Below are 14,578 nucleotides of genomic sequence, written 5' to 3' on the forward strand. Positions count from 1 at the left end.
AAAAATTTTAGGGTTAACATTTAAGAACCATTATTTATTTCTTGGATGCGCGTCTATGTATACCTTTTTAAGTTCCGCCAAACTATTATGAGTATAAACTTGCGTAGAAGCTAAACTAGAATGTCCTAATAATTCTTTAACTGAATTCAAATCTGCCCCATTATTCAAAAGGTGAGTTGCAAAAGTGTGACGTAGCACATGCGGACTTTTTTTTACCTTTTCTGAGACCCTACTAAAGTATGAATTTATTAAACGATAAACAAAAGATTCACTTAATTTTAATCCTTTTTTTGAAACAAAAAAATAGTCACTATCAACCAAATCTTCCAAACCTTCCCTTTCTCTCATATATGAATCCACCTGACTTGCTATAATTGGCAAAACAGGAATAATACGCTCTTTATTTCTTTTCCCTAAAACCTTAATTGTATTAGCAAAACAATCAACATTTTTAATCATTAAATGAATCAATTCTGCACGACGCATTCCAGTAACATAAAGCATCTCAATAATAAGCTTATCCCGCACTTCTTCAAAACCAACAGGATTATCTATTTCTGAAAGCAAATCTTTTAATTCCTTTTCCGAAAAAGGAATCTGAACCGTTTTCGGCGTTTTTAAAGATTTATGTTTCAACATCGGATTAACTTCTATCTGTTTTGATTTTAAGAGAAATTTATAAAAAGCCTTCAAAGACGCCATTTTTCTATTAACCGAAACATTGGAAATATTCTGATCCACCAAAAAAACAATCCAGCTTCGAATTTGACTATAATTCACCAAATCAACACTATCTTGATCAAAAGATTCTTTTACAAAAGACTCAAAAGAAACTACATCATTCAAATATGCCCCTACCGTATGAGGAGAATATTTTTTCTCTAACAAAAGATAATCCTCAAAAGCCTCTTTGTTCGTTTTCATAAAAATCTAAAAATTAAGCATAAAAAAACCGTTAGTATCAAAATTAAAACATTTTGACCACTAACGGTAATTATTTTTGAAAAGCTAATACTAACTCTCTAAACTATCTTTCAAGCCTTGGATGTAAGCAGCTTTTTGAATTTGAGCTCTTTTGATAACAGAAGGCTTAATAAAAGCAGTACGTGCTCTTAATTGACGAACAGTTCCTGTTTTATCAAATTTTCTTTTATAGCGCTTTAATGCTCTATCGATATTTTCTCCGTCTTTAATTGGTATAATTAACATAATATAGACACCTCCTCTCGTTAAGGCTGCAAATGTATATATTAATTATTAATTATGAGTTATAAATTATGAATTATTTTTCTCCTTGGGATTAAAAACAGAAATAAAACCGATTATTCAGACTTAATTCAGTCTTTATACTCTACTATTTCAGCAAATTTCTAGAAATAACAAGCTTTTGAATTTCAGTTGTTCCTTCACCTATGGCGCATAATTTAGAATCTCTGTAGAATTTTTCTACTGGAAAATCTTTGGTATAACCATAACCACCATGAATTTGAACTGCATCATTTGCAATTTTAACACATGCTTCAGAAGCATACATTTTTGCCATAGCGCCAGATGTTGTTACTGGTTTATGCTGTTGTTTTAAGAAAGCAGCTTTATGAAGCAATAATTCCGAAGCTTCAATTTCGGTTGCCATATCTGCCAACTTAAAAGAGATTCCTTGGAAATTACTAATTGGCTGCCCAAACTGATATCTTTCTTTTGAATATTTCAAAGCTGCTTCATAAGCTCCTTTAGCAATTCCTAAAGACAAAGCTCCGATAGAAATTCTTCCTCCATCCAAAATTTTCATAGCCTGAATAAAACCTTCACCAACTTCCCCTAATCTATTTTCATCTGGAACAAGGCAATTATCAAAAACCAATTCGGCTGTTTCGCTAGCTCTCATTCCTAATTTATTCTCTTTTTTACCAGACGAAAAACCTTTCATCCCTTTTTCAAAAACAAAAGCTGTCATTCCTTTAGAATCACCTTTTTCTCCTGTTCGCACTACTACAACAGCAACATCACCAGAAATACCATGCGTAATAAAGTTTTTTGCACCATTTACAATCCAAAGATCTCCATCTTTAACCGCTGTTGTATTCATGCCTCCTGCATCTGAACCTGTATTATGTTCTGTTAGCCCCCAAGCGCCTATAAATTCAGCTGTAGCTAATTTTGGAAGCCATTTTTTCTTTTGTTCTTCATTTCCGAAAGTCAAAATATGATTAGTGCATAAAGAATTGTGCGCAGCGACAGATAATCCAATTGAAGGATCTACTTTTGAAATTTCCTCTATTACGGTAATATATTCGTGATACCCTAAACCTGAACCTCCATATTCTTCTGGAACTAAAACCCCCATGAAGCCCATCTCGCCAAGCTGCTTAAATAAAGGAACTGGAAAAATTTGTGCTTCATCCCATTCCATTATATAAGGTCTAATATTTTTTTCTGCAAAGTCTTTTATAGACTGTGCAATCATTAGCTGTGTTTCGTTGTAATCAAAGTTCATGAGTTAGTTTCTTTTTAGAACTCCAAATATAAACTAATTATTTTTGCTTTTTCAACAGGAAAATCTTTAATTTTTGCTAAATCCTCAATATTATTAAAATTTCCATTCATACTTCTATAAGTTACAATCTGTTTGGCGAGTCCATATCTAAAGTACGAAAACTGGGCTAACTCCTTTAATGATGCCTCGTTTACATTTATTTTCTTCAAAGAAGAAGGAATCACAACTTTAAAATGACTATTTAATTCGTTTACAACTTCGGGCGAAAGTCCCCAAATCTCTTTCATTTGCTCCATTGAAACAAACGAACCTAAAATTTCTTTTTGTTTCAGTATTCGAGACGACAGACCTTCACCAATACCGTAAATTTTCATGAGATCTTCTTGAGTTGCTTGATTAATATCTAATATTTCAAGCTTTTCTTTCTTTGGAAAAGTTCTTTCAACAAATTCTCGTTTCTCTTTTTTAAAATTATTCGGATGTTGTACCCAATCTGGAAATTTGAATAGAGGAGAAATTTTATTAAGCAATGAATCAGAAATCCCCGTAACCTTTTGAAATTCCTCTGCTGAGTTTACATATTTATTTTCTTTACGAAATGCCATTAAGCGGTCAATTTCTTCAACAGACATTCCGAGTTTATATCCTTTATAATCAGAAATAAAATTTGGGTTAAAAAGATAAATTGTAGGCTTTGCATTTTTACTTGTCAATTTCTCCTGATCAATCTCTGATTGAAGAGCAAGCCATTCCTCTTTTTCAGAGCTTATGCTTTCTTTGATATTAAAATCCGATAAGAGATAAAACAATTGTAGTGATACTATAATAATGAAGAGTATAAATACACCTGTTCGCTGTTGTTTGGTAAAGTTGAAAAACTTTTTTAAAGATTTAAAGTGCATGATAAAAAATACTTTTAAAAACAAAATAAGAAAAATCCTTCAAATTTATTAAGAATATTAGTAAGAAAAATTGTTTTTAAAAAATTATCATATCTCTTATAAAACTCTTATTAATTTAATGAATGTCAATACTTAAAGAAAGTTTCTTGAGAGTCCTGTAAAAAAAATAAAGATTTTATAACTTAAAACATGATATTTGTTTTTATTTTTTACAAAAAACAATACATTTGGCACTTAATAACAAATAAACCAATAAAATAGTATGTCAATTTGGAGAGTTAAACCTATATCAGCCTTTGAGGCCGATATGAAAAAAAGTGATTTAAAGAGAGTCCTAGGAAAATGGAGTCTTACTGCCATTGGTGTTGGTGCCATTATCGGTGGAGGAATTTTTGTACTTACAGGTACTGGGGCTTATTATCATGCTGGTCCAGCATTAGCAATTTCGTTTATCATCGCAGGTATTGCTTGTGTTTTTGCGGCTCTCTGCTATTCTGAATTTGCTTCCATTTTACCAGTTGAAGGATCTGCTTATGCATATGCTTATGGTACTATTGGAGAAATTTTTGCCTGGATAATTGGTTGGGGACTTATTCTTGAATACGCTATGGGATCTATGACCGTCGCCGTTTCTTGGTCAGGGTACTTCAATAAATTACTTAAAATGTTTCATATCAAACTCCCAGACTGGCTTACAACAGATCCTGCGAGTTACACTGGAGAAGGTTTCTCTATGAATCTTCCAGCTTTCTTGATCGTTATTTTAGTTATTTCGCTACTTATTAAAGGAACAAAAAGTGCAGCAAAAGCTAATAACGCAATTGTTATTCTTAAAGTATCTGCAGTAATCTTTGTTATTATAGCTGGACTTTTCTTTATTAATACAGCAAACTGGAGCCCATTTATTCCTGAAGCAACACAAATTATTGAAAAAGAAACTACTCACAATGCCTATGGATTTGGAGGGATTGTTTCTGGAGCTGCTGCAATTTTCTTTGCTTACGTTGGTTTCGATGCTGTTTCTACACAAGCAGGAGAAGCTATCAATCCTAAAAAAGATGTTCCTTTTGCTATTATTGCTTCTTTACTAATTTGTACAACTTTATATATTCTTGTTTCTTTAGTATTAACAGGAATGATGAATTACCAAGATTTTAATCCGCTAGGAAAATATCCTGAAGCTATTAAAGCTCCTGTTGCTTATGCTTTTGATATTGCTGGACAAGGATGGGCAGGATTTATTATTACAGTTGCTGCTACAATTGGTTTAGTTTCTGTATTAATGGTAATGATTATGGGACAATCTAGAATTTTCCTTGGAATGTCTAAAGATGGTTTAATTCCTTCTGTTTTCTCTAAAGTAAATCCTATTTCTGGAACACCAAAAACTAACTTAATGATTTTAGGAGGTATTATTGCAACTGTTGCTGCTTTTACTCCAATCAATAAATTAGCAGATATGACAAGTTTCGGTACTTTATTTGCCTTTACAATGGTTTGTATCGCTGTTTGGATTTTGAGAGTAAAACAACCTGGATTAAACAGAACATTTAAAGTTCCTGCTTTACCTGTTATTGCTGTTTTAGGAATTGCAATCAATACTTACTTAATTATCAATTTAAGTATTGATGCTCAATTGTTATCATTAGGATGGCTTGCGATTGGTATTTTAGTTTACTTTGGATACAGTAAACAGAGATCAAGACTTAATGACAAAACTGAAGAATAATATACTATATATTTCAAAAAAGCTCCAAATTTTCATTTGGAGCTTTTTTTATAAATCAAATACTGATGTTCTTTTTGAGCGAATTAAATCCTTTAATCTAATCCAAAAAGCGAGTGTTAAATAAACTCCGAATCCAAGACCTGCTGTAACAAAAGAGATGTAAATAAAAAACAATCTCACACTCGTTACACGCATTCCAAGTTTATCTGCTAATCTTGAAGAAACATGGAAACCATATTTTTCAAAGAAGAATTTAAGTTTTAAAATTGCTGACATCTTTATATTTTAGATTTTAGTACCGAAGCCTAGGGATAGATTTTTAGATTCCTGACTGCTCAGGATTACAAAAGTACAAATTATCTAATTATTTTTAAGCAGCTCTAATCCAATAGCACATTTTAGGCAAGCCTTTCGTTCGCAATATTCGTTTTTAAGCTCAAGCAAAGCTTGGCTTTCAAATGCCGATTGAGACTTTATTCCAAACAAATTAAACTTATCAATGACGGTATTTTTCTCTGAAACTACTTCATTCATAAAATCAATTAAATCTTCAGCAGTTGATTCTCCCATTATATTGGAATAAGCAAATTGAAGCGGGATAATTGTATTTATAATTACTAAATCAATGAAGGACTTAGAAAGCATTTTAGATTTCTTTGGACTTTCTTTATCAAACTGATAATGATTTTGCCAATATGGGGTTGCAGAAACATTTAGCAGCCGATATACCGCATCAGCCGATTTTAAACCAATTATTTTTGAAAAAAGATTTTGATGTTTATAATATAAACTCGCCAATTGAGAAAGTCTTACTGTAGGGAAATTATCTGGGCGAAGTTTAAAAAACTGAACAGGATCTACATATGTTTTTTCTATTTGATATTTATGCAACAAATAAAAATAACGGAATCTCAAATCTTTATAATAAACATCTTCTTTTTCTATTTCTAATAAACCAGAAGTTCCGAAAAGCAAGGCTTCTAGATTTTCGACTTCAAAACTCTCTTTTCTTATAACTGAAAACGGAATTGCTTTTGATATTTGCAAGAAAGAATTTCCGTTGGTATTTAATCCAAAATTCTTCGCTAGAAGGCAAAACAAGACCGCTTCCCAATCATTACTGGTTTCTTCCAGTAATTGATAAATAAACTTAGATTTTCGCTCTAAGCGTTCAAAAAACAATCTTTCCTGCCAATTTTTAAAAACAAATCCATCGATTTCTTTTAATTGTCTTTCGCAAGAAATCCAAGTTTTCGGAGAAACTAAAGCATTGTAATTTTCGATTATTTCCTTTGAAACATAATCTTTAAGAACCAAAACAGGAATTTCTGTGTTATTTTCTCTAAAAATAGCAGTATCATTTTCCCAAACTACATGAAGAATAACATTTTTATAAGCAGGATCTTTTTCGTGATTGTGCAAATACCAATCTGAAGATTTTAAATGAATTTCTAAATTGCCAGCCCATTTTTGATTTCCAATTTCGATATGCGCATTAAAGAAATCAGGGCCAGAAAGTTCTAAATAATCACCAGTTTTGATAATGGTAATTTGTTCATTTTGAACAGATTTTAAATTCAAGGTATCAAACTTCTTGAATTTCCAGAGATAATGAAGGAAGTCTTCTTTCATTTAGATTTTATAGTATAATTACAAAATCTAAAAGTAATTAAATTTTAATATTATTCTTACAAAATAAAATTATTTAACGAAGCATATATAATTTAGCACAAGCTCTCGCATCTGATAAAGCTTCGTGATGATTCAACTGAATGTTCATTTCGCGACAGCAGTCACTTAATTTGGTTGGTTTTATACCTTTTCCTTTGTAGATTTTAACAGTACACTCCCATTTTGTAGCAATGTTTAAATCATCATAATTTAAACCATGTAATAGCATTGTCTTCATTAAAACATTTCGGTCAAAACTTTCATTGTGTGCTACAACAACTCTGTTTTTTAGTCTCTTTTCAATCTCAGGATAGATCTGAAAGAACGATTTTGCATTGATTGTATCTTTAGGATAAATTCCATGAACACGAATAGTAAAAGGATTGTATTCGTTATTTGGCGGTTTAATTAGAGATACAAATTCGTCAACGATAATTCCGTTTTGAACTGTAACAATTCCAACCGAACATGGATGATGACCAGTTGCTGTTTCAAAATCAATTGCTGTAAAATTCATTTTATATTTTTAAAAGACAAATCCATAAATCAAATTGTTTCTCACAATAAGATTTATGGATTAATTTTATTTTAATTCGCTTATTTTATTGCGCCAATAATATCGTATTTGGTAATAATGTGGTGATGTCCATTTCCTAAATCAACCAAAACAGCATCATTTTCTTTTGAAAATAATTTTGAAACTTCTTCAATTGGAGTTCCTAACTTCACAATTGGGAAAGGTTTTCCCATTACTTCTTTAATTGGTTTTTCGGCTACATTTTTATCAGCAACATAACTTCTAAATAAATCCGTTTCGTCAACAGAACCTACAAAACCATTAATATCTACAACTGGAATTTGAGAAATTTTATATTTACGCATACGCTCGATTGCATGCGAAACCAATTCTTCAGTACGAACAACGATTAATTCTTTATCAATATGATCTTTGATTACATCTTCAGCTTTTGTTATGTTTTCTTCTAAGAATCCGCGCTCACGCATCCAATCGTCATTGAACATTTTACCTACATAACGGCTTCCAGAATCGTGAAATAATACCACAACAACATCATCTGGCTTGAAATGCTCTTTTAATTGCAACAAACCTTTAATACAAGCTCCAGCTGAATTTCCAACAAAAATACCTTCTTCTAAAGCAATTTTTCTAGTGTAAACAGCCGCATCTTTATCGGTAACTTTTGTAAATCCATCAATTAGAGAGAAATCTACATTTTTAGGTAAAATATCTTCTCCGATACCTTCTGTTATATACGAGTAGATTTCGTTTTCGTCAAAGATTCCTGTTTCATGATATTTTTTGAAAACTGAACCATAAGTATCAATTCCCCAGATTTTGATATTTGGGTTTTTCTCTTTCAAATATTTTCCAACCCCAGAAATAGTTCCTCCTGTTCCAACTCCTACTACAAAATGTGTAATTTTCCCCTCTGTCTGTTTCCAGATTTCAGGTCCAGTCTGCTCATAATGCGCCAATGAATTTGACATATTATCGTACTGATTTACATACCATGAATTTGGTGTTTCTTCTGCTAAACGTTTAGAAACCGAATAATATGAACGTGGATCTGTTGGTTCAACATCTGTAGGGCAAACTACAACTTTTGCGCCCACAGCACGAAGAATATCCATTTTTTCTTTTGACTGTTTGTCTGAGATAACACAAATTAATTTGTATCCTTTTACGATTGCAACAAGTGCAAGTCCCATTCCGGTGTTTCCAGAAGTTCCTTCAATAATGGTTCCACCAGGTTTTAATCGTCCATCAGCTTCTGCATCTTCAATCATTTTCACCGCCATTCTGTCTTTTACAGAATTGCCCGGATTAAAGGTTTCGACTTTTGCCAATACTAACGCATCAATTTCAGCAACAATTTTATTGAGCTTTACCAATGGTGTGTTACCAATTGTTTCTAAAATATTATTTGAAAAGTCCATTTTTATTTAAGTTTAATATGTGGTTCTAATTAGTAAGTTTTTATTGGAAGAAATTCCAAACTAAACCAAAACGCAAGACAAAATCACGATAAGGATTGTGTGGCGCTGCATAATAATTACTTTGCGAGAACAAAGCATTAAAATGTTCTGCTTTTAAATAAAAGCGAGTTTGGCGGATTCTAGCATTTATGAAAAAATCGAATGTTGCAAAACCGCCTGTTTTTTTCTCTTGCTGTACAAAAAATTCAGCAATAACAGGATTATAATCATCTCCATAATATTTCGTAAGATAATTAAATACAAGCCCTGTTTGCATGTATAATGCTTTTTTAAAGAAATGATTTGAATAATAAAATGTATTTCTAGTTACAAAATCAGGCACATTTAAAATTAAATCTGACTGATCTACTTTTTGGTATAAAAGTGTATTATCTAATGCAAATTTTCCAAATTTGAATTCGCGGCTAGCTTTTATTTCCAAATAATTAATCACATTTCCATATTGAAATGGCTTCACTATTTGCTCACCACTTGCCTTTTGCTCATCGTTTGCAGCATCTGTAAAATACAAATGATCTTTCAATACTGTATATTGAACTTGTCCTGTTAACCAAGGAGTTGTAATTTCTGCACTAAGCGAGTTAATTTTTTCATTTTTAAAATCGTTCGACCAGTTGTATGAAACCCAACTACTTTGATACAAATTATAATTATTATTTGGCAGTTTGTTGATGTTACGATATCTAAAATCAAATTTAATTTTATCACTCATATCGTATCTCAACTTAGCATCTAAATCTGAAAGCGACTGATTTGTAATTGATCTTGAATACAAAAATCTACCATTCCACTTATTTTTCTGATACTCATATTGCGCACCAAAATTATTGAACTGTAAATACAAATTGTCCGGAACTGCATTTCCTAAACTGTCTACAATAATTCGCTCATACTTGTAGTTTGATCTGTAATCGTCTACAAAAAATATAAACTTACCTAAAAGCGAATTTTCGTAAGCCGCTCCAACTTTGTTATAAAGTCGTTCATATTTAGTATGGTCGTTCATATTGCTAGTTACATACGAATCGCCGAAACGCTGTACACGTGTACTTACGTTGTCGTTATCTGTAACTGTAGAAATTATCGTTGGCTGTTTATATTCGTACCCTTTGTTCTCGTAATTAAACTGATGCGTTATGTATAAATTATTGCTTCCATCTTTTGGATTTACCCTGAATGCATGATCAAAAAATAATCTTCGCCCTTTTAACATCGATTCTGCATCAGTCAAATAAACTTGCAACCTTTGTCTGTTTTTATAATCTTGATTATCGCTTTCAAAATTTGAATCGTTTGTAATCCCACCATTTTCTTCGTTCATAATATCTTGGTAGGTATAGTGAGCATTAATTGCATAACGTCTGCTGGTTGTAGCATAACTTGCTGTCATTCTGAAATTTCCAGCACTAACCAATTGATTGTTATAGTCTCCTTCAGATCTTAACCCTTTATATGCAATTGAGAAATTAAGATTTTTAGAAACGTTTAATGTTATAAAAGAATCTACATTTTGCCCTTTATTAATCGTTGTGTTAAAAAACAATTCTGTAAACGGTGTTGCTGCAGAATAATATCTTATTTGATCTGCCTGCATGTAATTAGAATGTTTTCCGCTGAAACCAATCTCTGGATATGGCGAAAAACTAGTCAAACTATACTGTAATGTATTTAAAGGTTGTCCGATATTAGAAAATTCTTGAAGTCCAAAAAGATCTTTTCTAAGATGATTTTGTCTGTAAGCACTTTTAATAGTCAGAGACGTATCTACATAAATCGTATCGTGTTCTAGTGTAACAATTTTATACTGATCAATTGTTGCTATTTTTTGTTTTTTCTTTTTTACGGTATCTGTAATACTAGAATATTCCGTATTCATATCTAAATTACCTTTAGGAGCAGGTTTTTTTACTTGAGAAAACAATAAAGTTGGTACAACTAATAGATATAGAAAAATGAATATTCTCATTTGATGGCTTTGTATAAATTTATTTTGACAAATTTGCTAAGCAAAGGTAAATTATAAAAACAAATAAAGAAAAAAACACTCCATTTTATATAATTGCCTTGGCTGACAGTACGAAAACGAATATTTTTGCTGAAAATTTCATCTAATTTGTTATTAAAAACCTAAAAAAATGCTCGAAAAAAATTTCTCAGGATTTGTTTTAGAAACTGGAACAGACGAAGCTGGCAGAGGCTGTCTCGCAGGTCCAGTTACTGCTGCAGCTATAATTTTACCAGAACATTTTGAAAATGCAATTTTAAATGACAGTAAGCAATTATCAGAAAAAGCAAGAGCTCTTTTAAGGCCTATTATAGAAAAAGAAGCTTTGTGTTATGCTGTTACTCATTTGTTCCCAGATGAAATTGACGAAATAAATATTCTTAATGCTTCGATGAAAGGAATGCAAGAATGCATTTTGAAATTAAAACATACTCCAGAATTTATTATTGTCGATGGAAATCGCTCTTTAAATGCCAAACTTGGACTTAAAAATACTTTTGGAAAACAGTTTTCTCAAGAAGAGATTACGCTTTTAAAATCGATTCCAAATCAGAGTATTATAAAAGGTGATGGTAAATATTTAAGCATTGCTGCAGCATCTGTTTTGGCTAAAACGTATCGCGATGAATATATGGATCAAATTCATGAAGAATTCCCGATGTACAACTGGAAACAAAACAAAGGATATCCGACAAAAGAGCACCGTGAAGCCATAAAAGAATTTGGAACCACAAAATATCATAGAATGAGTTTTAGACTTTTACCAGAACAGCTAGAACTCGATTTATTTTAATAAAAAACGACCTATTTAGGTCGTTTCTATTTTTAACTAATTTACTAGTCACTGTTTGCTATTCACTAATCACTTCTTACTTTTCAAAAACTCAGCAAATTGCTTTGTATCATAATAAAATGGTCTTACTGCCGTAATTTTTCCGTCTTTTAAATCGAAATGTTCTGAAATAGGAACCGACATTGTTTTACCTGATTTTTTAGCTTTACAGCTTATTGTAAAATAAATGATAACTTCATTTTTAAAAGCATCGCTAAAATAAGTTGGTTCTTTCTCTATTTGTAAATCAAAAAACTCTGTTGATTTTGTGAACATTTTAGTCCATTCGCTAAAACCAATATAAGTTCCTCCGTAAGGTAAACCTGTTGCTTGACTGTAAACTGCACCATCTGCTACTACCGTAGCCAAAGCATCAAAATCTCTTGTTTTAAAAAGGCTTTCGTAATATTTTGCTACTACTTTTAAGTTCTCGGCTTCTAAGTTTTTCAAAATATCCGCTTCAGATAGAGCAGCTCCTTTATCCCAAAAACCAATAATTTTACTTACTTGCCCTTTGCCATTTAAACGTGCAAAATCGCGGCCAGCCATTATAAGATTGTTTTTAGAATCAAGAATTTTCCATTCCCAGGTTACATAATTGTCTTTTACAATTTTGGTTCCCGACGTTAAAACTGCATCTGGATTCTTTTTGTAAAATTCGTTAATAACATTATTAAATGCGGCAATTCCTTTTGTAGATGCAGACGGATCTTCAAAAGTACTGTCTTCTAACCAAATCAATTTAATTAGTTTTAATCTGGCATCACTGTTTTTTTCCTGCCACACTTTTTCATAAACCGTAATCGGATATAATTTATCTTTCTTTTGAGCAAAAAGACCATTAAGAATAAAAAGAAAACATAATAAGTAGATTTTTCTCATAAGCAATGAAATTAGATTTGATTAAACTTTATTAGTAATGTTTCAAATTTAGCATAAATACTGGCGGGAATTACAAAAGTTGCGCAATTTGCCATCCTTTCAAAATCTTAACTTTTGCCAAATAGTTTTTAAAACTTTTGAATATAATTTTAGAAAAAAACAGCTTTCTATCTAAATATTGAAATCCCATTTCTAGGCAGAAAACACTTTGGTTATCTTGAAATAGTCTTGTTTTATTGGAAGAAAATAAAAAAACCGTTTCAAAAAAACTTGAAACGGTTTATATTTTAGAAGATTATTTAAACAAATTCAGCTTCAAATAGCTCTTTTAAATGTTTGGTGATTTTTGCTTTTACTTCTTCTTCATCAACTTTTTCTACGCCGAGTTCGACATTTAATGATGTAACGCCTTTTCCGCGAATACCGCATGGAATAATATTGTCAAAATATCCTAAATCGACATTTACGTTTAAAGCAAATCCGTGCATAGTTACCCAGCGTGAAGCGCGAACGCCCATTGCGCAGATTTTGCGCGCAAACGGAGTTCCAACACCAAGCCAAACTCCAGTTTCTCCTTCGCTCCTGCCCGATTCCAAGCCGTATTCTGCTAGAGTTAGAATAATTGATTCTTCTAAAAAACGCAAGTATTTATGAATATCTGTAAAGAAATTTTCTAAGTCAAGTATCGGATAACCTACAATTTGTCCAGGTCCGTGATACGTAATATCACCGCCACGATTGATTTTATAAAAAGTCGCTCCTTTGGCTTCTAATTGTTTTTCGTTTAATAACAAGTTTTCAAGATCCCCGCTTTTTCCTAAAGTATAAACGTGAGGATGCTCAACAAATAATAAATAATTTGGTGTTGGCAGATCAAGTTCTTCTCTTCTGTTCTTGATTTTTAAATCGACTATGTCCTTAAAAATTTCTTCCTGATATTCCCAAGTCGATTTATAATCTCTTTTTCCCAGATCCTGAAGTTGGATTTTTTTATTCATTTTAATTATTTTTCAAACTCAACATCAAAGTTTAGTTTGTCAGGATTCTCCATATAATCCGTAAAAGTGTATTGAATTGTAATTGATTTGCGATCGTCGCTAAATAAAGCCGTTGGGTTAGAGACTTTCTTTATTTTTTTTGGAAAATGGTATTTCACGATATAACTAGATGAAGCAAACATCATTTTAGACATATCTCCAGCAGAATCTTTTACTTTTGCTGCCTTTTTCTGCTGATCGATCACTGCTTTTCGTGTAAATTTCTTTCCGTCATAAGAATAACTTAATTTACTGCCATTATCTCCAAAACCGTTTCCAAGCGGATTTGCTGCTGCACCTCCTTCTAATTTTTGGAATGTGCTTAAAGTTTGTAAAATATCTTGAAGTTCGTTTACATTTTTAAAATCAGTTGCCATTGTCATTAGAAATTGCTTTTTCTCGGAACTCATTTTTGTAGATACTACAAAATTCTCCAGTTTTTTAAGCTCTTTCTGTGTTTCTGGCGATAACTTAGCGATACTGTCTTTTTTCTCTTCAAATACTTGTTTGAAAGTAAAAGTAGTATCAACATCTTTTTTAGCGTCTCCCATTTGACCTGCGATTTGATCACCAGCCATTTCCATTAATGCAGAACCATCCATGTCTACAGAGAATTTTCCAGTTCCGTTATCGTTGATGTAAATGTTTTCAGTGAAAGTACAGCTTGTTAATGTCGCTAATAAAAAAGAAAAACTAAGTAATTTATATAATTTCATCATTTGCAATTTTTTATCAAATATACAAACTTTTTAGGTTCTGAGATTCTAAGCTATTAACTTGCTAAGTTCATAAATTCTAAAGCCCACAATCTTTTATTATTCTAAAACTACTTCTAGATCTATACTTTCGGGATTTCTTGAAAAATCTGAAAGCAAAAATTCTAAGGTTAGAGATTTTTTTGTCTGGGCTCACAACCGCATTTGAATTATAAACTGATTTTATCTTAAAGAGAGGATGGTTCTAAGAAGCTAAGATATTAAGTTTTTTTTCGTTTATTTCTTACAGGA

14 protein-coding genes are annotated in these 14,578 nt (G+C 31.6%); 2 read left to right on the forward strand and 12 right to left on the reverse strand.

From position 1 onward, the window contains the following. Positions 1 to 30: 30 nt before the first annotated feature. From V6624_RS04860 to V6624_RS04875, 4 genes are all read right to left on the reverse strand, one after another. Positions 31 to 924, reverse strand: coding sequence for a tyrosine-type recombinase/integrase (locus tag V6624_RS04860; RefSeq protein WP_111283595.1), 894 nt, complete (start codon positions 922 to 924; stop codon positions 31 to 33). 90 nt (positions 925 to 1,014) lie between these two features. Continuing rightward, the gene (gene rpsU, locus V6624_RS04865; RefSeq protein WP_026730435.1) at positions 1,015 to 1,209 is read right to left on the reverse strand and encodes a 30S ribosomal protein S21; all 195 of its coding nucleotides are present in this window, start codon (positions 1,207 to 1,209) and stop codon (positions 1,015 to 1,017) included. Between the two features lie 145 nt (positions 1,210 to 1,354). Further along, entirely contained in the window at positions 1,355 to 2,494 is a 1,140-nt protein-coding gene (locus V6624_RS04870) for an acyl-CoA dehydrogenase family protein (RefSeq protein ID WP_111283593.1), read from the reverse strand. Positions 2,495 to 2,508: 14 nt separating this feature from the next. Then, a complete protein-coding gene (locus V6624_RS04875) occupies positions 2,509 to 3,396 on the reverse strand; it encodes a helix-hairpin-helix domain-containing protein (RefSeq protein ID WP_111283591.1) in 888 nt (295 codons plus the stop codon). A 262-nt stretch (positions 3,397 to 3,658) separates the two neighbouring features. Between V6624_RS04875 and V6624_RS04880 the strand changes: the two genes are divergently transcribed. Next, entirely contained in the window at positions 3,659 to 5,125 is a 1,467-nt protein-coding gene (locus V6624_RS04880; RefSeq protein ID WP_111283589.1) for an APC family permease, read from the forward strand. A 48-nt stretch (positions 5,126 to 5,173) separates the two neighbouring features. On the opposite strand, the gene V6624_RS04885 is transcribed toward V6624_RS04880, so the two are convergent. The 5 genes from V6624_RS04885 to V6624_RS04905 all read right to left on the reverse strand — a co-directional run bounded on the left by V6624_RS04885 (position 5,174) and on the right by V6624_RS04905 (position 10,781). After that, entirely contained in the window at positions 5,174 to 5,401 is a 228-nt protein-coding gene (locus V6624_RS04885) for a PspC family transcriptional regulator (protein WP_008466940.1), read from the reverse strand. Between the two features lie 84 nt (positions 5,402 to 5,485). Beyond that, complete coding sequence (locus V6624_RS04890) at positions 5,486 to 6,757, reverse strand: DUF2851 family protein (RefSeq protein ID WP_338841103.1); 1,272 nt, start codon at positions 6,755 to 6,757, stop codon at positions 5,486 to 5,488. A gap of 73 nt (positions 6,758 to 6,830) precedes the next feature. Continuing rightward, positions 6,831 to 7,313, reverse strand: a complete 483-nt coding sequence (locus V6624_RS04895) for a 3'-5' exonuclease (protein WP_338841104.1) — start codon at positions 7,311 to 7,313, stop codon at positions 6,831 to 6,833. Between the two features lie 80 nt (positions 7,314 to 7,393). Beyond that, entirely contained in the window at positions 7,394 to 8,755 is a 1,362-nt protein-coding gene (locus tag V6624_RS04900; protein WP_111283583.1) for a pyridoxal-phosphate dependent enzyme, read from the reverse strand. 40 nt (positions 8,756 to 8,795) lie between these two features. After that, positions 8,796 to 10,781, reverse strand: coding sequence for a putative porin (locus tag V6624_RS04905; protein ID WP_111283581.1), 1,986 nt, complete (start codon positions 10,779 to 10,781; stop codon positions 8,796 to 8,798). 169 nt (positions 10,782 to 10,950) lie between these two features. Here V6624_RS04905 and V6624_RS04910 point away from each other — a divergent pair, with 169 nt between their 5' ends. Then, positions 10,951 to 11,613 (forward strand): ribonuclease HII, encoded by a 663-nt coding sequence (locus tag V6624_RS04910; RefSeq protein ID WP_111283579.1) that lies wholly within the window; start codon positions 10,951 to 10,953, stop codon positions 11,611 to 11,613. Between the two features lie 69 nt (positions 11,614 to 11,682). Here the strand turns inward: V6624_RS04910 and V6624_RS04915 are convergent, their stop codons facing one another. The 3 genes from V6624_RS04915 to V6624_RS04925 all read right to left on the reverse strand — a co-directional run bounded on the left by V6624_RS04915 (position 11,683) and on the right by V6624_RS04925 (position 14,290). After that, positions 11,683 to 12,534, reverse strand: a complete 852-nt coding sequence (locus V6624_RS04915) for a nuclear transport factor 2 family protein (protein WP_338841106.1) — start codon at positions 12,532 to 12,534, stop codon at positions 11,683 to 11,685. Between the two features lie 299 nt (positions 12,535 to 12,833). Beyond that, complete coding sequence (gene lipB / locus V6624_RS04920; RefSeq protein WP_338841108.1) at positions 12,834 to 13,532, reverse strand: lipoyl(octanoyl) transferase LipB; 699 nt, start codon at positions 13,530 to 13,532, stop codon at positions 12,834 to 12,836. Positions 13,533 to 13,537: 5 nt separating this feature from the next. After that, entirely contained in the window at positions 13,538 to 14,290 is a 753-nt protein-coding gene (locus V6624_RS04925) for a hypothetical protein (RefSeq protein WP_338841110.1), read from the reverse strand. Positions 14,291 to 14,578: the final 288 nt, after the last annotated feature.

This window comes from Flavobacterium ginsenosidimutans (assembly GCF_037478105.1).
In the GTDB taxonomy this organism is placed as follows: Bacteria; Bacteroidota; Bacteroidia; order Flavobacteriales; family Flavobacteriaceae; genus Flavobacterium; species Flavobacterium ginsenosidimutans.

What these genes read in the sequence shown, in the direction of transcription:
- V6624_RS04860 (WP_111283595.1), bottom strand. Translation starts at nt 924, where the DNA reads ATGAAAACGAACAAAGAGGCTTTTGAGGATTATCTTTTGTTAGAGAAA.
- rpsU (WP_026730435.1), bottom strand. Translation starts at nt 1,209, where the DNA reads ATGTTAATTATACCAATTAAAGACGGAGAAAATATCGATAGAGCATTA.
- V6624_RS04870 (WP_111283593.1), bottom strand. Translation starts at nt 2,494, where the DNA reads ATGAACTTTGATTACAACGAAACACAGCTAATGATTGCACAGTCTATA.
- V6624_RS04875 (WP_111283591.1), bottom strand. Translation starts at nt 3,396, where the DNA reads ATGCACTTTAAATCTTTAAAAAAGTTTTTCAACTTTACCAAACAACAG.
- V6624_RS04880 (WP_111283589.1), top strand. Translation starts at nt 3,659, where the DNA reads ATGTCAATTTGGAGAGTTAAACCTATATCAGCCTTTGAGGCCGATATG.
- V6624_RS04885 (WP_008466940.1), bottom strand. Translation starts at nt 5,401, where the DNA reads ATGTCAGCAATTTTAAAACTTAAATTCTTCTTTGAAAAATATGGTTTC.
- V6624_RS04890 (WP_338841103.1), bottom strand. Translation starts at nt 6,757, where the DNA reads ATGAAAGAAGACTTCCTTCATTATCTCTGGAAATTCAAGAAGTTTGAT.
- V6624_RS04895 (WP_338841104.1), bottom strand. Translation starts at nt 7,313, where the DNA reads ATGAATTTTACAGCAATTGATTTTGAAACAGCAACTGGTCATCATCCA.
- V6624_RS04900 (WP_111283583.1), bottom strand. Translation starts at nt 8,755, where the DNA reads ATGGACTTTTCAAATAATATTTTAGAAACAATTGGTAACACACCATTG.
- V6624_RS04905 (WP_111283581.1), bottom strand. Translation starts at nt 10,781, where the DNA reads ATGAGAATATTCATTTTTCTATATCTATTAGTTGTACCAACTTTATTG.
- V6624_RS04910 (WP_111283579.1), top strand. Translation starts at nt 10,951, where the DNA reads ATGCTCGAAAAAAATTTCTCAGGATTTGTTTTAGAAACTGGAACAGAC.
- V6624_RS04915 (WP_338841106.1), bottom strand. Translation starts at nt 12,534, where the DNA reads ATGAGAAAAATCTACTTATTATGTTTTCTTTTTATTCTTAATGGTCTT.
- lipB (WP_338841108.1), bottom strand. Translation starts at nt 13,532, where the DNA reads ATGAATAAAAAAATCCAACTTCAGGATCTGGGAAAAAGAGATTATAAA.
- V6624_RS04925 (WP_338841110.1), bottom strand. Translation starts at nt 14,290, where the DNA reads ATGATGAAATTATATAAATTACTTAGTTTTTCTTTTTTATTAGCGACA.